This window comes from Pseudomonas sp. ES4 (assembly GCF_050586665.1).
Lineage (GTDB): Bacteria > Pseudomonadota > Gammaproteobacteria > Pseudomonadales > Pseudomonadaceae > Aquipseudomonas > Aquipseudomonas frederiksbergensis.
This window is the reverse complement of record NZ_JBOBDO010000005.1, coordinates 109,816-130,445: the sequence shown is the minus strand read 5'-3', so window position 1 is coordinate 130,445 and position 20,630 is coordinate 109,816. Positions and strand designations below refer to the sequence as shown.

The 20,630-nt window shown below is 52.6% G+C and carries 21 protein-coding genes and 2 pseudogenes; 12 read left to right on the top strand and 11 right to left on the bottom strand.

From position 1 onward, the window contains the following. Positions 1-48 precede the first annotated feature (48 nt). Positions 49-1,857 carry a monovalent cation:proton antiporter-2 (CPA2) family protein gene (locus ACQ4OB_RS07935; RefSeq protein WP_074875980.1) on the bottom strand — a complete coding sequence of 603 codons (1,809 nt, stop codon included), beginning with the start codon at positions 1,855-1,857 and terminating at the stop codon, positions 49-51. Positions 1,858-2,173: 316 nt separating this feature from the next. Here ACQ4OB_RS07935 and ACQ4OB_RS07930 point away from each other — a divergent pair, with 316 nt between their 5' ends. Beyond that, complete coding sequence (locus ACQ4OB_RS07930) at positions 2,174-2,638, top strand: hypothetical protein (protein WP_430955437.1); 465 nt, start codon at positions 2,174-2,176, stop codon at positions 2,636-2,638. Positions 2,639-2,643: 5 nt separating this feature from the next. Here ACQ4OB_RS07930 and ACQ4OB_RS07925 read toward each other — a convergent pair whose 3' ends face one another. The 3 genes from ACQ4OB_RS07925 to ACQ4OB_RS07915 form a co-directional block, all read right to left on the bottom strand. Next, positions 2,644-3,717, bottom strand: coding sequence for a diguanylate cyclase domain-containing protein (locus ACQ4OB_RS07925; RefSeq protein ID WP_430955436.1), 1,074 nt, complete (start codon positions 3,715-3,717; stop codon positions 2,644-2,646). A gap of 103 nt (positions 3,718-3,820) precedes the next feature. Then, a complete protein-coding gene (locus ACQ4OB_RS07920) occupies positions 3,821-4,144 on the bottom strand; it encodes a protealysin inhibitor emfourin (protein ID WP_430955435.1) in 324 nt (107 codons plus the stop codon). Further along, the gene (locus ACQ4OB_RS07915; protein WP_430955434.1) at positions 4,141-5,205 is read right to left on the bottom strand and encodes a M4 family metallopeptidase; all 1,065 of its coding nucleotides are present in this window, start codon (positions 5,203-5,205) and stop codon (positions 4,141-4,143) included. Before ACQ4OB_RS07915 ends, ACQ4OB_RS07920 begins: the two co-directional genes overlap by 4 nt. 145 nt (positions 5,206-5,350) lie before the next feature. Between ACQ4OB_RS07915 and ACQ4OB_RS07910 the strand changes: the two are divergent. Both ACQ4OB_RS07910 and ACQ4OB_RS07905 read left to right on the top strand, forming a co-directional pair. Next, positions 5,351-5,539: pseudogene (locus ACQ4OB_RS07910) on the top strand (FKBP-type peptidyl-prolyl cis-trans isomerase); the annotation flags it as partial. A gap of 54 nt (positions 5,540-5,593) precedes the next feature. After that, positions 5,594-7,162 carry a recombinase family protein gene (locus tag ACQ4OB_RS07905; protein ID WP_430955433.1) on the top strand — a complete coding sequence of 523 codons (1,569 nt, stop codon included), beginning with the start codon at positions 5,594-5,596 and terminating at the stop codon, positions 7,160-7,162. A 13-nt stretch (positions 7,163-7,175) separates the two neighbouring features. Here the strand turns inward: ACQ4OB_RS07905 and ACQ4OB_RS07900 are convergent, their stop codons facing one another. The 3 genes from ACQ4OB_RS07900 to ACQ4OB_RS07890 all read right to left on the bottom strand — a co-directional run bounded on the left by ACQ4OB_RS07900 (position 7,176) and on the right by ACQ4OB_RS07890 (position 9,935). Then, positions 7,176-7,709, bottom strand: a complete 534-nt coding sequence (locus ACQ4OB_RS07900) for a hypothetical protein (RefSeq protein WP_430955432.1) — start codon at positions 7,707-7,709, stop codon at positions 7,176-7,178. 184 nt (positions 7,710-7,893) lie between these two features. Next, a complete protein-coding gene (locus ACQ4OB_RS07895) occupies positions 7,894-8,544 on the bottom strand; it encodes a hypothetical protein (protein WP_430955431.1) in 651 nt (216 codons plus the stop codon). A 476-nt stretch (positions 8,545-9,020) separates the two neighbouring features. Then, entirely contained in the window at positions 9,021-9,935 is a 915-nt protein-coding gene (locus tag ACQ4OB_RS07890; protein WP_430955430.1) for a hypothetical protein, read from the bottom strand. A gap of 310 nt (positions 9,936-10,245) precedes the next feature. On the opposite strand from ACQ4OB_RS07890, the gene ACQ4OB_RS07885 reads away from it, so the two are divergent. Next, on the top strand, positions 10,246-11,112 hold the full coding sequence (locus ACQ4OB_RS07885) for a helix-turn-helix domain-containing protein (RefSeq protein ID WP_430955429.1): 867 nt from the start codon (positions 10,246-10,248) through the stop codon (positions 11,110-11,112). A gap of 424 nt (positions 11,113-11,536) precedes the next feature. Here the strand turns inward: ACQ4OB_RS07885 and ACQ4OB_RS07880 are convergent, their stop codons facing one another. Further along, positions 11,537-11,731 carry a hypothetical protein gene (locus tag ACQ4OB_RS07880; protein ID WP_430955428.1) on the bottom strand — a complete coding sequence of 65 codons (195 nt, stop codon included), beginning with the start codon at positions 11,729-11,731 and terminating at the stop codon, positions 11,537-11,539. 238 nt (positions 11,732-11,969) lie between these two features. Here ACQ4OB_RS07880 and ACQ4OB_RS07875 point away from each other — a divergent pair, with 238 nt between their 5' ends. The 5 genes from ACQ4OB_RS07875 to ACQ4OB_RS07855 all read left to right on the top strand — a co-directional run bounded on the left by ACQ4OB_RS07875 (position 11,970) and on the right by ACQ4OB_RS07855 (position 16,126). Then, on the top strand, positions 11,970-12,218 hold the full coding sequence (locus tag ACQ4OB_RS07875) for a helix-turn-helix domain-containing protein (RefSeq protein WP_430955427.1): 249 nt from the start codon (positions 11,970-11,972) through the stop codon (positions 12,216-12,218). Between the two features lie 294 nt (positions 12,219-12,512). Next, complete coding sequence (locus tag ACQ4OB_RS07870) at positions 12,513-12,719, top strand: hypothetical protein (RefSeq protein ID WP_430955426.1); 207 nt, start codon at positions 12,513-12,515, stop codon at positions 12,717-12,719. Positions 12,720-12,846: 127 nt separating this feature from the next. Next, positions 12,847-13,428, top strand: coding sequence for a recombinase family protein (locus ACQ4OB_RS07865; protein WP_430955425.1), 582 nt, complete (start codon positions 12,847-12,849; stop codon positions 13,426-13,428). Between the two features lie 489 nt (positions 13,429-13,917). Further along, entirely contained in the window at positions 13,918-15,246 is a 1,329-nt protein-coding gene (locus tag ACQ4OB_RS07860; protein ID WP_430955424.1) for a hypothetical protein, read from the top strand. A 58-nt stretch (positions 15,247-15,304) separates the two neighbouring features. Continuing rightward, positions 15,305-16,126 carry a metal-binding protein gene (locus tag ACQ4OB_RS07855; RefSeq protein ID WP_430955423.1) on the top strand — a complete coding sequence of 274 codons (822 nt, stop codon included), beginning with the start codon at positions 15,305-15,307 and terminating at the stop codon, positions 16,124-16,126. 137 nt (positions 16,127-16,263) lie between these two features. On the opposite strand, the gene ACQ4OB_RS07850 is transcribed toward ACQ4OB_RS07855, so the two are convergent. Both ACQ4OB_RS07850 and ACQ4OB_RS07845 read right to left on the bottom strand, forming a co-directional pair. After that, on the bottom strand, positions 16,264-17,301 hold the full coding sequence (locus ACQ4OB_RS07850) for a hypothetical protein (protein WP_430955422.1): 1,038 nt from the start codon (positions 17,299-17,301) through the stop codon (positions 16,264-16,266). 56 nt (positions 17,302-17,357) lie between these two features. Then, entirely contained in the window at positions 17,358-17,681 is a 324-nt protein-coding gene (locus ACQ4OB_RS07845; RefSeq protein ID WP_430955421.1) for a hypothetical protein, read from the bottom strand. 144 nt (positions 17,682-17,825) lie between these two features. On the opposite strand from ACQ4OB_RS07845, the gene ACQ4OB_RS07840 reads away from it, so the two are divergent. Next, positions 17,826-18,365 carry a hypothetical protein gene (locus tag ACQ4OB_RS07840; RefSeq protein WP_430955420.1) on the top strand — a complete coding sequence of 180 codons (540 nt, stop codon included), beginning with the start codon at positions 17,826-17,828 and terminating at the stop codon, positions 18,363-18,365. A gap of 37 nt (positions 18,366-18,402) precedes the next feature. Further along, positions 18,403-18,558: pseudogene (locus ACQ4OB_RS07835) on the top strand (FKBP-type peptidyl-prolyl cis-trans isomerase); the annotation flags it as partial. A gap of 3 nt (positions 18,559-18,561) precedes the next feature. Here the strand turns inward: ACQ4OB_RS07835 and ACQ4OB_RS07830 are convergent. Next, a complete protein-coding gene (locus tag ACQ4OB_RS07830; RefSeq protein WP_074875993.1) occupies positions 18,562-19,593 on the bottom strand; it encodes a D-cysteine desulfhydrase family protein in 1,032 nt (343 codons plus the stop codon). Positions 19,594-19,733: 140 nt separating this feature from the next. Between ACQ4OB_RS07830 and ACQ4OB_RS07825 the strand changes: the two genes are divergently transcribed. Next, on the top strand, positions 19,734-20,615 hold the full coding sequence (locus ACQ4OB_RS07825; RefSeq protein WP_074875995.1) for a LysR substrate-binding domain-containing protein: 882 nt from the start codon (positions 19,734-19,736) through the stop codon (positions 20,613-20,615). Positions 20,616-20,630 lie beyond the last annotated feature (15 nt).

The window sequence follows — 20,630 nt, the reverse complement described above, 5'->3', positions numbered from 1 at the left end:
GCGGAGCGTCCCGGGCGGCATTCCCACGCAGAGCGTGGGAACGATCAGTTATGCCTTCCCTGATTCTTCTTCCAGTTGATCCGACTCAAACAATCTCGCCAATTCCGCCCGGGCTTCCTGCGCCGTCTGCAAGACCTTCGCCGCATCGTCATAAATCATGTGCTGGGCCTCAAGCACCTGCTCGTCGTGATGCTTGAAACGCTTGATCCGCGCATCGGCCTGGGCCTGGGTCAGCCCCAGGCCGACCAGCGTGCGGCGGCTCATTTCCAGACTCGAATAATAGGTTTCCCGAATGGCCTCGGCGCCAAGGTCCACCAAGCGATGCACATGCTGGCGGTTCCGTGCCCGGGCGATGATTTTGATGTGCGGGTAGAGTTTGTGCACCAGTTCGGCGGTCTTGATGTTGGTGTCCGGGTCGTCGGTGGCGATGACAAAGTATTCCGCCTGCTCGACCTTGGCCGCACTGAGGATCTCCGGGCGCATCGGGTCGCCGTAGAACACCGGCACACCGCCGAAGCTGCGCGACAGTTCGATGGTTTCCACCGAGGTGTCGAGGGCGACGAACTTGATGTTCTGCGCGCGCAGAATCCGCGCAACGATCTGCCCCATACGGCCCATGCCGGCAATCACCACGCGTGGCGTGTCGGTATCGATTTCGCGGAATTTCTCCGGCACCACCACCGGTTGAACCTTGGGGCTGACCAGTCGCGCGCAAATCAGCAACAGCAATGGCGTCACCGCCATCGACAAGGTGATGGTCAGCACCAGCAAGTCGTACAGGTTCGGCTCGAACAGCCCCTGATCGCGGCCGATCTTGAACACCACAAACGCAAATTCACCACCGGCCGCGAGCACGATGCCGAGGCGAATCGCACTGACCTTGCCCAAGCCACCGGCCAGCCGACCGACAACGAACAACAGCGGCAATTTGATTGCGATCAGCAGCAGGGTCAGGCCCAGCACCGTGATCGGGGCGCTCAGGAGCAGGCTCAGGTTAGCGCCCATGCCGACACTGATGAAAAACAGCCCCAGCAGCAATCCCTTGAACGGCTCGATTTGCGCTTCCAGTTCGTGGCGGTATTCGGAGTCCGCCAGCAGCAACCCGGCGAGAAACGCCCCCAGCGCCATGGACACGCCGACCAGGTCCATCAGCCATGCCGTGCCCATCACCACCAGCAATGCGGTGGCCGTGGAGACTTCCGGCAAACCGGTCTTGGCCACCACCCGGAACACCGGTCGCAACAGGTATCGCCCACCGATCACCATCACCGCGATGCTGCCCAGCACGCGCAAGCCGTGATTGAGGCCTTCACCCGCGCTGCTGGTGTGATCGCCGCCCGCCAGCAACGGCACCATGGCGATCAACGGGATAGCGGCGATGTCCTGGAACAGCAGAATCGCAAATGCCAAACGCCCGTGGGGGCTGGTCAGTTCCTTGCGCTCGGCCAGGCTTTGCAATCCGAATGCCGTAGACGACAGCGCCAGGCCCAAGCCCAGAACGATCGCACTGTTCAACGGTTGGCCGAACACGAACAACGCCAGCACACCAATCAGCGTGCCCGTCAGCAACACCTGCGCCAGACCAACGCCGAATACCGATTTGCGCATCACCCACAAACGTCGCGGCGACAGTTCCAGGCCAATGATGAACAGCAGCAACACCACCCCGAGTTCGGAAATGTGGCTGACGCTTTGCGGATTGCCAATCAAGCCCAGCACCGACGGGCCGATGATCACCCCTGCAAACAGATAGCCCAGCACCGCCCCCAATTGCAGACGCTTGGCCAAGGGAACGGTGAGCACCGCAGCGAACAGAAACACGACAGCGGCTTGCAGCAGGTTGCCTTCATGGGGCATGACAAAAACTCCATTCACTCGGTATGGCGGGGGGGACAAGGATAAAGGGTGATGCTTCATGCGTCAGCAATGACAGATAACGATGTTGCCTGGCCTACCGCCATCGCGAGCAGGCTCACTCCCACAATGGGTCTGCGGTGGACACAGTATCTCCGCCCCCTGCAAATAAATGTGGGAGTGCGCCTGCTTGTGGATATCACGCCAGTGGAGCGTTAGCCCGCAAGCAACATTTGGCCATTGAAGGCTGATTGAAATCGCCAGCGGTTGCGGTAAAGCTCGGCGGCGATTTCATTGACTGGATGTCAGGAGCTACCCGTTGGACAAGAAACCCCTCTACCGCAAGGTCAATACCCGCACTTGGGGTGTCTGGCGTAACGAAATTACCGGGCATTACCGGCATCAGCGCAATACCAAGAATGAAATCAACAACGATGCGTCACGGGGTTCGATGCATGGAACTCGCCGGCACGGGTTCGATTACACGCCATTGTTCCGGTTTCTGCTGTCTCGCGTCGGTAGGCAATGGGATGAGGTTTTCAGCGAAACGGTGGCTCGCCTCGATCGGCCTGAACCGGTGTTCTGGATGGTTGCTCTGCATGAAAACCAAAGGAAAGAGCAGGTGTGTCTGGGAGAGTCGAGCTACTTCAGCGGCTTGTATGTCGATGATCAAGGGTGTCTGCGGATCATCAATCCTGAGCTGAAAGCCGAGCACATGACGCCTGACTGTCATTGCTGCACCCACACGTTTAACGGCATTCCCTTCGGCCGGCGCAAGGACTGAAGGGGTCAATCGACCCGGCTATGACTCATCGATTGTTCACCCAACCGATACTGATTATTCCCACTGCGCTTCGCCTCATACATCGCCAGATCCGCAATATGAATCAACCGGTCCATGCTCGGCGCATGGTCCGGGAACACCGCGACCCCAAGGCTGGTGCCGATGTGTCGTTGATCATTGCCGATGGTCACCGGTGGCGACAGTTCGACGAAGATTTTCTGGCAGATGCTGCGGGCTTCGTCTTGCAGGCTGTTGCCTTGGGACAGGCCTTGAAGGATGACCACAAATTCATCACCACCAATCCGGGCGACGGTATCCGTTGAACGCAGGATTTTCTTCAATCGCGTGGCGGTGGTGATCAATACCCGGTCGCCGGCGGCATGGCCGTAATGGTCGTTGATTGCCTTGAAACCATTGAGATCGACGAATACCAGCGCAACCCTCGTGGCGCTGATGCGCGCCTGTTCCAGCGCTTCGGACAGACGCTCCTCGAGTACCAGACGATTGGGCAGACCGGTCAGCGGATCGAAATGGGCCAGGTGTTGCAGGTAGCTGGCGGAGGCTTTTTCCTCGGTGATATCGCGTACCACACCCATCATCTTGATCGTTGCATCGTGGTCGTTCTTGACCACATTGCCTGTTTCCCGAAGCCAGCGGATCGTGCCGTCGGGCCACACCACCCGATATTCCTCGTCATGGTTGTCGCCGGTATCCAGGCAGCGCAATTCCCCGGCCCGGACCCTGGCCCGGTCGTCCGGGTGGACACATGAGCAAAACAGCGCGTAGGAGGGCGTTACTTCGTCGATCTTGAAGCCAAACATGCCGTAGATAGCTTCCGACCAGTAGAGCTTGTCGGTGTCGACGTCCCAGTCCCATGTGCCGATACGGGCGAAGTACTGGCTGCGCTTGAAGCGTTCGGCGTCACCGTCCTGACGGATGTTTTGTCCGTCAGTCAGGCTGGTGATTAGTACGCGATACTCGGCCAGCTGCTTTTGCAGCGAGCGCTCGCGACCGATCAACGCGACGATCAGGGCTAGCATCACTGAGCCGATGGCGACGCTGGTCCAGTCCACATTCATGCAGGTTTTGCCATCGTCGCGTATCAGCCGTATCGGGAGAGGTGCGCCTATGTTAGTTCACACGGCCCTCGATCAGCAGCCTCTATTACCGGAGGCGCCAAACTTATAGCAGCTCACCCTTGTCCCACAGATGCACCAATTCTCCAGGCGCTTTATCTTCAGGCACCTTCATCACCATCCGGTCGTCCTGTTCGCCGCTGCGGTAGCGCACTTCGATTTGATAGAAGCGCTGATCGCCGCGGCCGGCGGATGAACTCGTCATAGGCAGGCAACCTTCGAGCAACGAGCAGATGCGGCTACGTTGCTCTGCATCGCATTGGGCGAATTCGATCTCTCGGGGGCGGGTCAAGCTGTGGATCGCCGCTACGCCGCCCTGGCGGGAGACACAGACCACCGCGTTATCGCCCAGTGTTGGCAAGGTTTTCATCGTTCCTCCGGTGTCAGCTCGACGCCCACTTCAGACCAGCCGTGTCGCACCGCCTCGACTGCCGTTGCACCCCATCCTTGCCCGGCATGCTCGACAGTCAGTTGCGCGAAGGCACTGAATGTCGCTTCGCTACTCAGGCGCTTGTCGCACAGCGCGTCGTACCAGATGCGGCCGGTTTTTTCCCAGGCAAAACCGCCCAGCGCCATCGCGGCCAGATAAAACGCCCGATTGGGGATGCCCGAATTGATGTGCACACCGCCGTTGTCTTCCTGGGTGATGACGAACTTGCGCATGTGATCCGGTTGCGGATCCTTGCCGAGCAACGGGTCGTCATAAGCCGTGCCCGGATGGGCCATCGAGCGTAAACCGATACCTTTGATGCCCGGTGCCAACAAGTCGGCGCCGATCAGCCAGTCAGCCTCTTCGACGGTCTGGCCCAGTACATGTTGTTTGATCAGCACCCCGAAAACGTCCGATATCGATTCATTCAATGCCCCGGACTGGTTGGCATAAACGAGACCGGCTTCGCTTTCGATCACGCCGTGCGTCAACTCGTGACCGACCACATCCAGAGAGCGGGTGAAACGCTCGAAGATTTCGCCATCGCCGTCACCGAACACCATTTGCGCGCCGTTCCAGAAGGCGTTCTCGTAATCCTGGCCGTAATGCACGCTGCCGACCAAGGCAAAACCCTTGTTGTCGATGGAGTCCCGACCCAGCACCTTCCAGAAGAAATCATAGCTGGCACCCATTGCGTCGTAGGCTTCGTCGACCGCCGGATCGCCGGTTGCCGCCTGACCTTCAAGTCGCACAGGCATACCCGGCAGCAGCATTTTGCCTTGCGCGTCATGAATACTGCGCTGTGCCAGGCCGGGGCGACCGGACAGCGGCAGGATCGCTTTGGCGGGTGGCCGCGATGGCGGGCCGGGATTGTGCCGCAGACGACGGACATGGGTCAGCGTGGCCTGGGCGCTGGAGCGCTGATGGTCGGAACCGTAGGCGATGATTCGGTTGAGGATGTAGGGCGGGATGAAACTGTACAGCGGGGATGAGTCGGTCATCAGAGCATCCTTTCCTGAAACGAAGACGTTATTCATGTGAGCTGGAGGACGGTCTTTCGGTTCCGTGGATTGCCTTGCGCGCCGGTTTCTGCGAAAACCTCCGTCCACGCCCCAAACACCGGGCGACTGTTAACGAGTAGGAATCATGAGCGACGAGTTGCAAATCATTGACCTTGAGCCGGGTGACGGCAAAACCGCCGTCAAAGGCGCGCTGATTACCACCCAATACCGCGGCTGGCTGGAAGACGGGACAGAATTCGATTCTTCCTACAGCCGGGGTAAACCATTCCAGTGCGTGATTGGCACGGGGCGGGTGATCAAGGGTTGGGAGCAGCATTTTCATATGTGACACTGAAGGCTGGTATGCTGTGCAGCCTCAGGAGATCACATGAAACAAGCAATCTCGTACGTACGCTTTTCCAGCTTCCGGCAACACGGCGGCAGCTCCCTAGAACGCCAGCAGGCCATGATTGCAGACTGGTTGGGTAGGAATCTCGATTACCAGATTAGCTTGCTGAAATTCGAAGACTTGGCAAAGTCTGGATATCATGGCGACCACGCTAAAGAAGGTGGCGGCTTCGGTAAGCTACTGGATGCTGTCAAGGCCGGGGTCATCAAAGACGGCGACGTTGTACTGGTGGAAGCCATCGACCGAACAGGCCGGATGGACACCGTAGACATGCTTCGTTTGCTCACGCCGATTCTATCCGCTGGTGTGTCGATCATCACCCTTGACGATGGCAACGAATACAACAGAGCCAGTGTAAACGGCTCGCACATCTATATGTTGATGGCGAAGATTCAAGCAGCGAATCAGTATTCTGAAACCCTGTCACGTCGAGTCACGGCGTCCTATCGGATACGAGAAGAGAAGGCGAGAGCTGGCGAGCAGGTGAAGCGAATGACGCCTACTTGGCTCACTACTGAAGGTGTGGTCATTGAGCGAATAGCCAAGCACGTGAAGACAGTTTTCGAGCTGTACACCGCTGGCGTTGGTAAGGCCACTATTGCCGTTCGCATGCGTGCGACAGGAGAGCCAGAGCTAGCTAAATGCTCAGGGCCAACCATTGAAAGCTGGCTGAGAAATCCGACTGTACTTGGCTACTGGAATGACATTCCCAACGCTTACCCGGCAATCATCGAACCTGACCTTTTCCTTCGTGCCCAACAGCGTGGAAAGGAAGCAAAAACAACACGGCCTGTGAAGACAGCGAAGCACCTTCTCGTTGGGCTGGTGAAGTGTGGTCACTGTGGTGGCAACTACATCATGCAAAGTAAGGATGGACGTCCACACAGCATGCGTTGCTTGAACAGGCAGCGATTGAAAGAGGCGGGGTGTGTGAACGCTCGCACCATGCCTAAGCCAGTGCTTGACCATATCCGCGTTGCTACTTCGTTGAGAGCGATTGAGGCAGCGTTTCAGCGACAACAGTTGACGGTGAACCAGAAGCGAATACTGGTGATCCAGAGTGAGCTAGAAGCTGTCGCACAGAAAATTACAGACCTTGCTACTGCTATCCAAACCGTTGGCTTGATACCTGAAGTTATGAGCCAGCTTGAGGCTCGTAGAGTTGAACGTGAGGCGCTGCAAGCGGAGTTGTTAGTGATGGAGCGGACAGAGAGTCCTGTAGATACCCTAGGGGCTGTGTCGATTGAAAACAGCATGCTTGAGGACGATCCGGTAAAGCTGAATGCATTGCTTCGGGGTGTGGGCTACAGCATCACTGTCTATGCAGATGGTCTAATGACTGTGAACGCTCCAGATGAAATGTACCCTTGGTTGTACAAGAGTGTTGATCGCACCACAAAACAGTATCAAGTTGAACACTTGGGCGAGATACGAAAGATCACCACTCAGACGCTGGCTGAAAAGGATCGTGTTACACCAACGGTTGCATTCGAAAATCTGCCGCCACTACTCCAACTGATTCGCAGGCAGAACACGCAGCAACCTTGAACGGCTGCTTGGCTCAAACATCAAGGTAGTGCTGTATCCAAGGATCAGTGCAACCCTGTTGCTTGCAGTAAGTGACAACATTAGGGATAAGATCACCTAAAGCCTGAATGGCGGAATCATCAGACCCAACACGAGATTTCGCTTCATACTCGTAACGGCTACCAGCAAACAAATGTCGGCAATGTCCTATCGTTCTTTCAAATCGATGAAGGTTTACAGCTTTACGAACAGGTTCAGGAATTGCGAAGTAGAGTATCAAAAGATCGTGAAAATTTAATATCTTTTCAGCATCACCATTAGCCAAGAGCATTTTATGAGCGTCCCTAATAGCGGGTGTGTTCGGCTCATAGTTCTGATACACGGTGCCTTCATTTTCTGTGACGTTAGCACCAAACGATTTTAACAATATCTCTAAACCAATGGCTGCATTGATGCTAGCGACGTGAAGAAGGTTCCCATCCGTACGAAACAATATCTCAGACGCACGTAGGTACTTGTTAGCACTCTCGACCATCCAAGGGGCGAAGGACGTTGTGTTTGCTGGCATGGGATGTCTCACGATGGCTTCAAGGTGGACATTGTACAGGGGATTTTGAAAGCCGATTTCACATCGGAAATATGTCAGTCATAAATTGGTTCTAGGCCACGTTCCGTGTGGCTTGTAGCGTTTCCGCGCGGATTAGTTCCTACCCTACGGCAGAGTAGGAACTTTTCACTGTAACTGGTGGCGACTAGCTCTCAGGTGTTGCTGCCTTTGACTTTTGCTCTTCCAATTCTGAATTTCTTTTCCGGCGAGCCAATACGTATTCTTTTCCCTTCAGTGTGAGGCATGGCGTACCTAAGCTCGACGATGAAGACACGCCAGCTGAACGCGAAAACTGCACATAGCCTTTCTCGGCTAGACGCTCGATGACAACTTCAAGTTCTAACGGTTTAAAACCAGTGCCAGACCCCAAGCCTAAACCCAAAGATGACAGGCTGGGCGGTAAACCGCTTGCTGCAAAATTCGCTATATTCATTAACACCATGGCCTGCGAGCGACTTAGGTCGGTAGGGTCTGGGTTGCGAAGTTTGTCAATTGTTTGCTCTGCTTCGTTTAAGTCGCTATAGGCAATTTCAATGGTGCGGTAGTAGTAAATCGCGACACACAGCGTGCTGATTAAAACCACGATAATCATTACTAGTGACCAATTTGGCATCGGCGTATCCAACAGAGCCCAGTTCCACGCACGTAGCAGCCAACCCTGTATCGTTGTCAGGAGGGTGGTATCTAGAAAGTAGTCCAGAGCCTTTGGAATGGCCCACGATGTAAGAACAATACCAGCCGCAGATAATGCAATATTCTTAAAAGTGAACGGGGATTGCTTGCCTTCCGATGCCATGCTGCATGCCTCCAATTTGGGAAACCGATCTTATCAGCATTGCACGTTGAAAGTGGCAAAGTGGCATTAACGCGATAGGTAGACGTACTGAGGCTGGCTGCATGGTGCCTGAGAGGCTGTGTGGGGTGTTATAAGCACGAGTGTAGGCCAGTCCAGCCATAAGCGTCTACCGCACCCCAGAGTGTGCCGCAAGAGCCCTTAGCACAGAAGCTAGCAGCGACTTCCAAACTTCCCACTCTTCCTTGAGCCAAGTAACAACCGTTTGAGTTCGAGGCTGCTTTAATCGGCTACAGAAACCATCGAAAACCCACGATAAACCCTAGCAAAACCTGCATCAGTTTCGTTTTGTTCCAATCACCAGGTTCCGTTCTGTCCAGTGTTTGCTGGCCTGCATGGCTGTTTGGATCAAGCGGGGGGCTTTCTCTCCCGCTGGAAAGGGTTTTATAACGCGATAGCCTGTTTATCACAGGTGGCGATTAACGAAGAGATGCTATGGAGTCTTTTGCAGAAGCACTCAAACGATCAATTTGACCTGCCTCCTTTATTCGCACAATGGAATGCGACTCATCACCTTCGATAAGACCATAAAATAGGTAATACCTATCCCGCTCAAAAATTTGCCAGTTCCGTTTTTCGAAGATGGCAAGATCGCAGTGGCCGCTAAGCTGGTTTTGCGGACTCTGGAAATTGAAAAATACGCGACTGAAACTACCCTTGACGATTGAAGTCGGCCGACCGTAGAAAAGGAAGCTCTTACCAAAGTAGCGATCTATATTTTTTTGCACCTTATCAACTGACACAATTAGGTCGCGGAGACGTATGGCTTCCTCCCCCTCAAACTGAATGGCAATATCCAATGATATCTTCGCAAGCTGAACTAGCCTGCGTACAGTGCGAAACTCTCCGGGATTAAGCAAGCCGCCTTGCGGGTCATAATACCGCTCAATTCCGTTACCTACTCCAGAAGAACCGCCTTCTACTTGACGTTTTTTCTTCTTTGGTTCGTTTTCATCAAAGTCATCATCAACTTCGTCATCTGACAAGCTTTTCCAGCCTGCGAAAGTCACTAAGTTTATGGCCTTTTTCTCTCGACCTCCTTCGTCGTCACCGCCACCCCCACCAGCTTTCTTTCTATGAGGGCACTCAACCTCTTCAAAGCCAGGATGATGGAAGAAAAACGCATCAACACCATCTTTTCGCTTGGGTGTTTTACGGGGCCGTCTACTGCACATGACGCCACAATCAGGGCAATAGATTCTGCCATGATGCTCATCATCGATATAAAGCTCTGGGGGAAGTCGCGGAGAATCAACGAGCGTAGAAGGGGCCACTGATTTAGGTTGGGGGTCCAGCAGTTGAAAGGCTACGTGCGGAATTGAGACCTGTGCCATACCATTCCTTTTGGTCGTGACGCGAGATTAATCTGATCCTACGTCATCTGCCACGCTAAGGATAGCCACACGCCATCATTCTCGGCGGGCGAGGCGGCACTAGTTTCACAAAAATCACGAGGCGTCAACAGCAAACTTGACGAGTGATGGCATTTAGCCTATCATCCACCCTCTCAGCTAAATCTCTGATGCATCCCGCCCCCCATGCAGTGCCGGATGATCGGCATTTTTTTGCCTGCGATCTACCAAAACTAACCGGCAATACCCGAGGTAACGCCAATGAAATGAACTTGAAGAAGGAGAGCCCCCCATGCAGCACGCATTCGTTTTGAATTTGTTTAGCGACACAAGCAGCAACAGTAAGACCCCTCCCACTCCCGATCTGCTGTCCCCGGCACAATTGGAAGCCCTGAACGCACGATTTGCCGCTAATGCCAATAAGTGGCTGATCGAAAATGCACCCGCTCCCAAGACTGTATCGCAACGGAATCCTAAAAGTGCCAGCGGACGAAAGCCGAAGGCGGTTGAAAATCCGTTCTATATGTACATCGGCTGTATGACTGACTGGGGGCGCTATCCAGATTTTGCACTGGACATCATCGAAGGTGTGGCTCGTCTGGATTGGCATGGACGCGCTATCGGCGTCGGAGGGAAGTCTATGCCGTTGTCGGTGCGTAGCCTCACAGTAATCTTGGAGAGTCTTCCCGTAGTAACCACAGAAACGGTGATGGATTTGCTGTCTTTGGAAGAAAGACATGCCAGCCGCTACGTTAAAGCGATGGAGTTGATCATTCCTCGGATGATGGATTGCCGCCCCAAGACTCTCCGAAACGAGATGGAAGGCATCGAGCCGGAGCCCAAGCCATGCGAATGGGAAGATTTGGACGTGCTGTCTGTTCCCAGTGCTGAAGAGCTGGCAAAACTGCATTACGACCTTCGCACCTTGACCCAGTTCAAGAGTGCGGAAGAGTACGAGCGGGATCACGAAGATGGGCTGATAGGTGCTCCCATCACCAGCGTAATTGCGTTCCCCGCTCGCATGCAGCACCCAAAGAGGCGTGAAGTAATGGGCATGCTGGCCCAGGGATTATCTCAGTCGGAGATCGAGCGGTTGACAGGCGTACCAAGGAAGACCATCCGCAGGTGGCAAGCCGAGACACTGGCACTGGCAGCGTAGCAGAGGTGGGTCATATTTCGGACGCATGTATCTATAGAGCACTGGAGCGATAGCGAACAGTGTACGTTGAGACGGGACGTCTCGATGTATGACTCTGCTCGGCAGGGCCGAGAGCTGGAGCGCGGGTGAAATGGTAGTTTTCTGAAATGGTAAAGGGGCATGTATTACTTCAGTAATGCCCCCAAGAAAGGAAAGGGGCTACCGGTCGGCAGAGCCGAAAACTTTGCACAGATCAAGGCCAGGCCTTGGAAGTAACATTTCTTTCTTGGTCCTTCACTACGTGAATGAATGGGCCTTGGTACAGTTTCAGCTTGATTCTCTTTCAGTTGGATTCACATTAAAGCTGCCGCTTTCAGTGCGAACCAGCCAGCGGAGCTGGCTAAGGTGTACTGTTCAAAGCTCCGCTTTACGTGTGCAACAACTACTACCGCAGGTAGAAGTAGAGGAACACTACTACCAGAACGACAAAAATCACTCGCCCTTGGATCACGTCAGAGTTCGTCTTGTCCACCTTGATCTGTTTGTAGGTGTCGGTGTCGCTCAAGCCTTGTGACTTGTAATGCATGATCTGGTTGATTTGCTGGTCGAGCTTCTTGTTGTGGCTGTCGTTGCTCCGCATGGTTAGCCCCCACACGATCAACCAAAGACCTCCGGTCAGCACGGTCATAATCACGTGCAAGATGTGGTTCGTGCTCTTCTTTTGGCTGGTGAGTACAAATAGCTTCTCGTTCATGATTCATCCCTGCGACATGGCTGGTGGTTTGAGTGGCGTTTCTTGGGAATTGAATTTATCCCAAATTCAGATATCTGAAAACCGGATATAGGTTGTGAGGCTGCCCACCCGTAGCCAAACCCCCATGTCCAAGACGATTTACAGACCCGAACACGCTGTGCTTTTGTCGCTGCTGAAGAAGTACAGGAAGGCGGCTGGTCTGACCCAAGTCCAGTGCTCAGAGGCTCTAGGCCGTCCACAATCCTTCATGAGCGACGTTGAAAGCGGAACCCGTCGTTTGGACATCGTGCAGCTTCGCGACTTGTGCAAAGTCCTGGGGATTGGCCTGCAAGACCTGATCGCAGAGTTTGAAAAGTTATTGTTGGAGGAATGACAGAACGTTCTCCCCTCAGTCTGAACCCTTGCGGAACTACCGGCCTGAGCTAGCGTTGATGGTGTCGCCAGTAGTGTGGCGATTGGCTGCTAAGGAGTGGATATACCAACAAGATATCGTGATGCGGTAAGCGGGGAGTACGTAACTCCAGAGGAAGCTAGGCGTAGGCCAAGGGAAACCGTAAGGGAGACCGATAAGCCAGCGAAACCAACGAAGCCAACAAAACCAAAGGGTAAGTAGCATCACTGTGAGGGCGTCGTTAGGCTCCCTCACACTCATCAAGGACGATTCCTCATGACTGACCACAACGCCACCATTGCTGACGTACTGGAACTCATTGCTCTCAACCAAATCGCGCTACGTGCCGGGATTGAAGAACTCGCCAAATGGGTTCTTGAACGTGGTAGCAAGGACATACACACCAATGTTCTGACTGCGTTGCAGACCCTAGATACAAACGCAGAAGGCATCGATAGTGTTCTCAGGATGCTACGTCGCTAGTATCATCAAACGACCGTTAAACGATCCCTTCCAGATGGGCGGTATTAGGTATCATCAAAATAGGCATATTAATTTGTTGATGCCTTGGTACACTGATACCACGTTAAACGATACCGGAATCATCACCATGTCCCGCACCTTCCTTTATGCCCGAGTCTCGACATCTGGTCAGTTCACAGAGAACCAAGTACAGGAGGTCAAGACCGCTGGCTTCGATGTGCAACCAAAACGAGTAGTAGAGGAAACCATATCGGGCAGTGTGGCTGCCAAGGAACGTCCGGGATTTCAGAAGCTACTGGAACGCATGGAGAGTGGTGACGTACTGATCGTGACCAAGCTCGACCGTCTGGGTCGTAACGCTATGGACGTGCGTCAAACCGTCGAGCATCTGGCCACTAATGGCATCCGGGTTCACTGCCTCGCCCTTGGCGGTGTAGACCTGACATCAGCGGCAGGCAAGATGACCATGCAAGTGCTGGGGGCTGTAGCTGAGTTTGAGCGTGACCTGCTGATCGAACGTACCCAACAAGGATTGATCCGTGCAAAGGCAGAAGGCAAGAAACTGGGTAGACCGGACGCCACTAGCACCACTGCATTAGTGCAACGACTCAAGTCAAGGGACATGACGCAGGCTCAGGCAGCTATAGAGCTGGGTATGGGCATTGCCACTATCAAACGTCATTGGAACAAGGTCACAACGGAGGCGTAAGAACCTCTCAGGCTTGCATACTGCTCGTAGTAGCGCGTTCACACCAACGGCAGTACGTTGGATGCTCGCTTTCAACGTCTCGTTCTGAGGCTGTAGGAGCTTCAGAGCCGGCCAACTTATTTATGGATTTATCGAGTTTCTATATCGACCCTGTGCATTTTGCTTAGCACCTGGGACAGGTCGACCGTTTTTCAGAATGACCCCACCCCCTCTTTGGAACTGGCGTCCCTGAAAATTTTGGCGGGGGTTGGATTCGTTGAAAACGTGTCGGGCTTATTTCTGATGGAAGACTAGAAACATTCAAGTGCAATGCTGACTCAATTTTGGCGGGTTTTTTGGATATTGTTTGGAAATGGTCGTCTACTTGAATACTAGCAAAATCAGAGTGACAAAAAAGTGACTTTTTACGCGCCTTGGTCTAGATTCAATGAGACTAGATTGCGACCAATAAGACGTATAACCAAGAAATACTGAGCATTAGGGGCGTACATGAGTAATCAAGCTTTAGACCTGCTTATTGAATGCGAGCTATTGAAGTCTAATGGTGATGTTATAGATGTTTATAAGCTGCCAGATAAGGAGTTGACTCGACGCTTTTCATGTTATGTTAAGGCGAGACGAGCAAGTGTTGAATCTGAGGTGGATGCATATTTGGTCGATTCAAAACTTAATGCCCAGTTCAGCACTTGGTCCTCAAAATTCTCGAAAGAGAACACATTATCCTCATTGCTCGTATACAATAAAGTGGTATTGAATGATCCATTGGTTTCGTCCAAGCCTACGATTAGTATGGATGCATTATCTAAAGGTTTGGAGTTTTATAGTTGGCTTCACCCATTAATCAGGAACAATTTTGTAACTGTTTACCCCATAGATTTTTACGATAGGCCGAGCGAAAGTGTGCCGCTGTGGCGCTCGGAGGATGCCTTCAGGTCTTCTATATCTCCAGAGATTCATGACTACGCCCATAGTCATGCAATTCTCAAATCTGTCCTCAGAGATGATAATGGGCAGATGCTGATTCTCAGAGAGGACGCAAATGTTAAGCGTAGGACGGCGTTGCATGTCGGGTTTAAAGATGATCAACTGTACTCTGGAGTAGGCTTGTTTCTCCATCAAACTATAGAGAATGCAAGGAAGGGCGCGGGCAACACTATTGCTTACGAGCCGAACTGGGATTCCAATGGAGTTTTATCCCAAGAGCAATTTGAACGATGGGCTTATCAAGCGACTAACCAAGCTATCATCGCAAGGTTGAAAGCAATTTACAATCAAACGTCTTTAGCTCAAAAACTTGGACATACCTATATTACTGAATCTAGCTTTGAGTCTACCCTTTTGTCGTTGTCGCATACAAAAAGTGCTGAGCCAATATCTCCGTGCGTAAGATTTTTTAACGTGAATGAAGAGTTTATAAATATAGAATCCCCACAAACAATAATAGAGCTACGAGATAAGTATCCGCGTGCATTCGATCGATTCAACGGTTCTTTGGTTTCAGTTAGTGAAGAGCTGCATGGCGTGAGTTCTGAGTCGTTTGATAGGAAATGTCAGAACCTATTCCATAAAGAAATTATGCCGCAGGTAGACGAAGTACGCAGTGCAATTGGTCAAATAAGCTCAGGGTTCACTAAAGGAACCCTGAGCTCATTTTGTGGGGTAGGGCTTGCGATAAATACGGGTTCTGTCGCACCTCTGATATCAACGCTGTTGTTAACGGCAGCACAAGGATTATCAGAAACCTTACCCGCTTTAAGGGAGTTTCAACTGATGAAGGGGCGGCCTGCATACATTTGGCATCGACTAATAAAAAAGTGAGGGTGCTGGGCGAGTGCTTTCTAAACTGGGCAGGGTTGCAGGCAGAGAGAGAGTATTTATGGGCGATTACACGAAAGGACTTACGGAGCGCCGCAACCATACCGAAATTACGAAAGGGTTCTGCCTGATTTGTGGTGAGCATGGACCGCTGAGCATAGATCATGTTCCGCCTAAGGGCAGCATTACTATCACTAGGGTTGAACAAGTTCATCTAACAGAGTTGCTTGGTGCAAAACTTCCATCAGTGAAAGGTGTCAAGTCTCCTAATGGAAGTAAGTTTAAGACTATCTGTCTAGCATGCAATACCAAGCATTTAGGTGCTAACGATCAGGAAGTGGCTTGTGTATTCAAAGAGTTAACGGCTCGGATAAAGCATCATTTCAAATACGCAAATAGTCCTGTCAATCATGTCTCAGTGAAGTTTGATGCTGTCAAATTCTGTAGGGCTATGATTGGTCATATCTTATCTGCGACATCTGTTAAAGAGTGTCATGTAGATTCAAGAGGCGCCCCTTATTTCGATCCGTTGAGAGCGTTTGTAATGGGGAATGATTCTGCTATTGATGATACGCATGATATCTACTGCTGGTTTTATCCTCACCGTCGCCATATCAGTGCAAAGCTGTTTGCGTTTCGAAATCAGGGGAATCTTTGCTGTATTAGCCTTCTCTCATTCTTTCCGCTGGCATTTTCGATCACAGAAAAAGGGAAGGGTATCTATCCAGCAGGCGCTACTAAAGTGCTGCTGACTGATCAAATATTGCACGTGGACTTGTCAAGCGGTTATATCCAATATTCTAGTTTTCCACTAACTGGACTAGAAGGTGACCAGATGTTACTTCTCACGGATCACATGGCGATTGTTAGTTATCCGATTTAATGTACAGGGCTAGGATGGGAGTGGGTGTTCACCGTTGCTATTGCTCAGAAGTCGTTAGGACGCCTTGCAACTCCTTGGTACGTGAGAACGAATGAAAAAGCCCGCCAATGAGAGGGCTTTGTGTTTTCAGTTACCAGCTATTGTTGGGGCAGTGTTGCTAGGTAGACTATGTAACCTCCAATCACAGTGGTAGTGAGTGCCGATACCCAAGAGAAGATGGACGCTCCCCAACGAGTGATCCAAGTGTCCTTGACATTGGTTAGGCGAATGGATGCGTTGGGAATGAATGTCACGTGTAGCCAGCCTACAAATTTAATCAAGGCTAGGAAGAGTGCACCGATACCGACTCTCATCCAGAAGGATTGGACGTCAACCATTACGACTATCATGACGAAGAGTGCAAGTTGAGATAGGTTTAGTCCGAACTTCTTGAAGTTGGTAGCAAGGCTCTTTTCATTCTTTGTAAGCTCACTGCGTAATGTGTGGGCTTTGCCTTCCACCCAAATTTCTCGTACGCCTTGAACAACGATCCTGTTGATGCCGTGTTCGGCTAACTCGATTAGCACGATCTTGTTTACTTCGAACTCATCTGGTTCTTGTATGAAGAGCTTTAAATAGTTTAGCTTTTTGAGTGCGTCCATCTGTGCAATGAAATCTTTGCTATGTCGTGTAACTTCAGCACCGCCGTTTCTGTAGGTTACAATCAGCTTTCCTCCAGAGTTGAAGTCTTTCTTCACAATCTCCATGAGTGATATCACATCATCTTTTGAAAGGCTCAATGCACCAAGGGTGTACGACTGTGTGTAGAACTGTTCAATTTCAAGGTCTGTCTTTACAGTGTTAACGGCCCCAGCGCCGTGCGGGTGAGCAATGAATGGCCCACCTGACCCTATTGAAGTTGACCATTCCCCTCTTATGCTGCCTTCAGGGGTGAGGGCTGCTTTAATGGTTAGCTCGCCGTATTCGACACCCTCTGTTTCTGTAATGGAATTGCCAGTCAACACTATTTCATCGTTATACGTGCCATGTACCTTGTAGGCCACGAGCCCGTGGTCATCGTCAGCAAATCGGATAGTTCCCTCTAACTCTTCTTCGTCTTTTTCAAATGTGATTGCGAGATTCCCGGTGTTTGTTCCAAACGCTCTTCCTGCCCAAAGCTTCCCCAAATTCGCCACAGTGCCGCGCTCCTATGCCTTTCAGCTATAGGGATGATTATAGCTGGCGGGCGTACTTAGGATTTCTCGCGTTTCTCGTAGCCGCCGTACTGGTAGCTCATGCGTGCCGATTCCCTCTCACTCTCTCGCCTGTACATGTCGCTCAATGTCCACTTGAGACGTTCATGTTCAATCTTCAAGGCTGCAAGCTCCTTTGAGCTGTCCCGGTACATGACGATCAACCCGGCGATGGTTTTATGGGCTTTCCGTAGGTCACAGCGTGTTGTCTCTAGCTCAGCTTCAAGCACTTGGTTGTAGTGCTTGAGCATTTCCACGTGCGTGGGCATTCCCAGCTCAAAGCCAGAATCATCAATCAAATAATCTTGAGCATTGTCTTTCATCGCAGTCACGCCAAATGCTGTATGGATAGACAGTATCCGAGTCGAAAGGATTGCTCAAGCTGAGAGGACGGACGGGGGAGTCTGGTAGTATTCGTGGCATTAAACGGCCATCAGTGAAAAATTCCAGAGGGTGATGCAAAGCAGATGTCTATCTTGAAGAAAGCGATTCTAGGGCTTGTCAGTATCACTGTGACTGTGCTGGTCACAAAGGCTGTGGAGCAGAAGCTGGAGCTTACGTTTTTCAGTTCTGCAATGAACAGCCTGTGGGAATGGGTAGCGAGCGTGGGCCGGTGGTTGGCACGGGACGTTACTTTGCCTTTCTGGATAGTCTTGATTCTGCTCGTACTAGTTGTCTTGCTACTGGTGCCCGTTCTGATTCTCATTTACGCCAAGTATTTCGAGAAAGAAACACCGTCGGAGCCGGAGGGATCGCCCTTGTCTGAAGACGAAACTGTCGCATTTGTCGTGGTGGGGAAGGCGATTCAAGACGGCCGTCAATTTGGAATCGACGAAGTGAGGCAGTATTCGCAGCTATCCAGAATCGCAGCGCAAAATGCTCTCGACAATCTCTCACGTAAGCAGCTCATTTACCTTGCTCGTGACCGGATGCATTACAACTACATCGACCTCACTCCGCTGGGGCGAGAATACTTCTTGGAATTGGAATCTTCTACAGCTGCCTGAAGCCTGAATTTTTCAAAGCTACATATGAAATACTTGAGACCAGGGGATTATGGGCATGCAGGTCGGCGGCAAGCGCAAATTGCTGGTGCCGGCGCATCTGGCCTACGGTGAACGGACCATGGGCAAGATCACGCCGAATTCGAACCTGATTTTTGAGATTGAATTGCTGGAAGTGCTGACGCGGGATGATTAACCGCTAAGACTGAAAGGTCTCCCGATAGGCATACAAACCCGGTGTTCCGCCGGTCATCACGAACAGCACGTTGTCTCCGGTACGGTAGCGTCCTTGTCTGAGATCGGCCAACAGCCCGGCAAACGCTTTGCCGGAGTACACCGGGTCGATCAACAGGCCTTCGGCGCGAGCCATCAGGCGCACTGCTTCCTGCATGGCTGGCGTTGGCAGACCGTAACCGTCGCCCAACTGACTGCCGTCAATGGCGATCTCTTCAGCCTGAACGACGGCCTTGCTACCCAACAGTGCCAATGCGTCCTGGGTCAATTGCCGGGTTCTGTCCGCTGACGTGTCTCGATCGGACAAAACCGAATAGGACTTGACGATCGAGGTGCCTCGGCCCAGCAACTGGAAGCCCGCCGCGAGCCCTGCGTGAGTGCCGGCGCTGCCGTTGGGCACCACGACCTGATTGAAGCTGAGGCCGAGTTCCGTCTCTTGCTGTGCGATCTCCGCTGCGCAGCGCGCATAACCGAGACTGCCCAGCGGCGTTGAACCACCGGTGGGAATCACCAGCACGTTGCGCCCCAAATCCCGAAGTTGTGCGGCCCGTATTTCGGCCACGGCGAGTGAGTTGCTGCCGCCGGCAAGCACCTGTAGCTGTGCGCCGAACAATTGGTCGAGCAGGACGTTGCCGTTAAGTTCGTAATCCACATCGGTTTTGGGTACCGCGCGGGTCAGAATCAGTTCACAGGCAAGGCCCAGGCGCGCGCACACCGCGGCGGTCAGGCGCGCATGGTTGGACTGAATGCCGCCCACAGTGATCACCGTGTCGACTCCGGCCGCCAGCGCTGCGCCGATGTGAAATTCGAGTTTGCGCAGTTTGTTACCGCCACCGCCAATCAGCATATGATCGTCGCGCTTGAGAAACAGGCCGATTCCCTGCGGCTTCAAGCCCAGCAGGTGTTCGAGGCGTTCAGCGCGCTGAATGGGCGTGGTGCCTTGCAGGAGCTCTGCCCGCGCAAAACAACTCAGTGACGTGTCCAGTAGGGTTTGCATCAATGGAGCCTCGTTGTTCACCTTTAATAATGTGACTCTATGGAGGACGCCCTTCGTGATAAACGCATTGCCGGTTATTACTCCTTTAACCTGATGTACTTAATCAAGCGTTCCGCTTTCTCCCTTCACAAGGCATGGTCATGAGCAAACTCAGGCAAATGGAGGTTTTCGTCGCCGTGGTCGAGGCAGGCAGCTTTGCCGATGCGGCCAGTGATGTCGGGATGTCGGCGGTCATGGTTGGACGGCATATTCAAAGCCTGGAGAAAACCCTCAATACCAAATTGATTCAACGCACCACCCGACGCCAATCCATCACCGGGGAAGGTCGGTTGTTTTATGAAGAAGCCAAGCGGGCACTGGAGCAGGTGAAGTACGCGTTCAGCCGGGTGGAGGCGTCGAACCCGGAGCCCAGCGGACTGTTGCGAATCACCGCACCGATGACCCTCGGCGTGGCATTGGTCGGTCCTCTGGTTTCGGCGTTCATGCAGTGTTATCCGCAGATCCAGGTCGAGCTGATTCTGAGCAACGAAGTGGTGGACCTGTACGAGACGTCATTCGATCTGGCGTTCAGGATTTCCGAACTGATCGGCGTGAATCTGCTGGCCAAGCCATTGCCACCGTATCGAATGGTGATCTGCGCATCGCCCCGGTATCTGGAAAAATGGCAGGTACCTCAGTCCCCCGAAGACCTGCACCGACACAGAATCCTCACCCACACGTCCTGGAGCAATCGTTTTGCCTGGCCTTTGCAAAACGGCGCAAGCGAGGTTCCCTGGCCCGAAGGAGCGGTGTTGAAAAGCAATGACGGCCAAGTGCTGCTGCAGGCGGCCGTGGCCGGAGAGGGGATTTTGATGCAGCCCGATTTCCTGGTGTCGGCCGCGTTGGCCAAAGGCGAACTCGTGCGGATTCTGGACGCCTATGCGCCGCCACCCAAGCCGGTACAGATGGTGTATCCACGCTCGCGAAAATCACTGCCGAAGTTGAAAGCCTTTATCGATTTTGTTGCGCAGCGACTGGCGTGACCGTTGCGTGTTGAC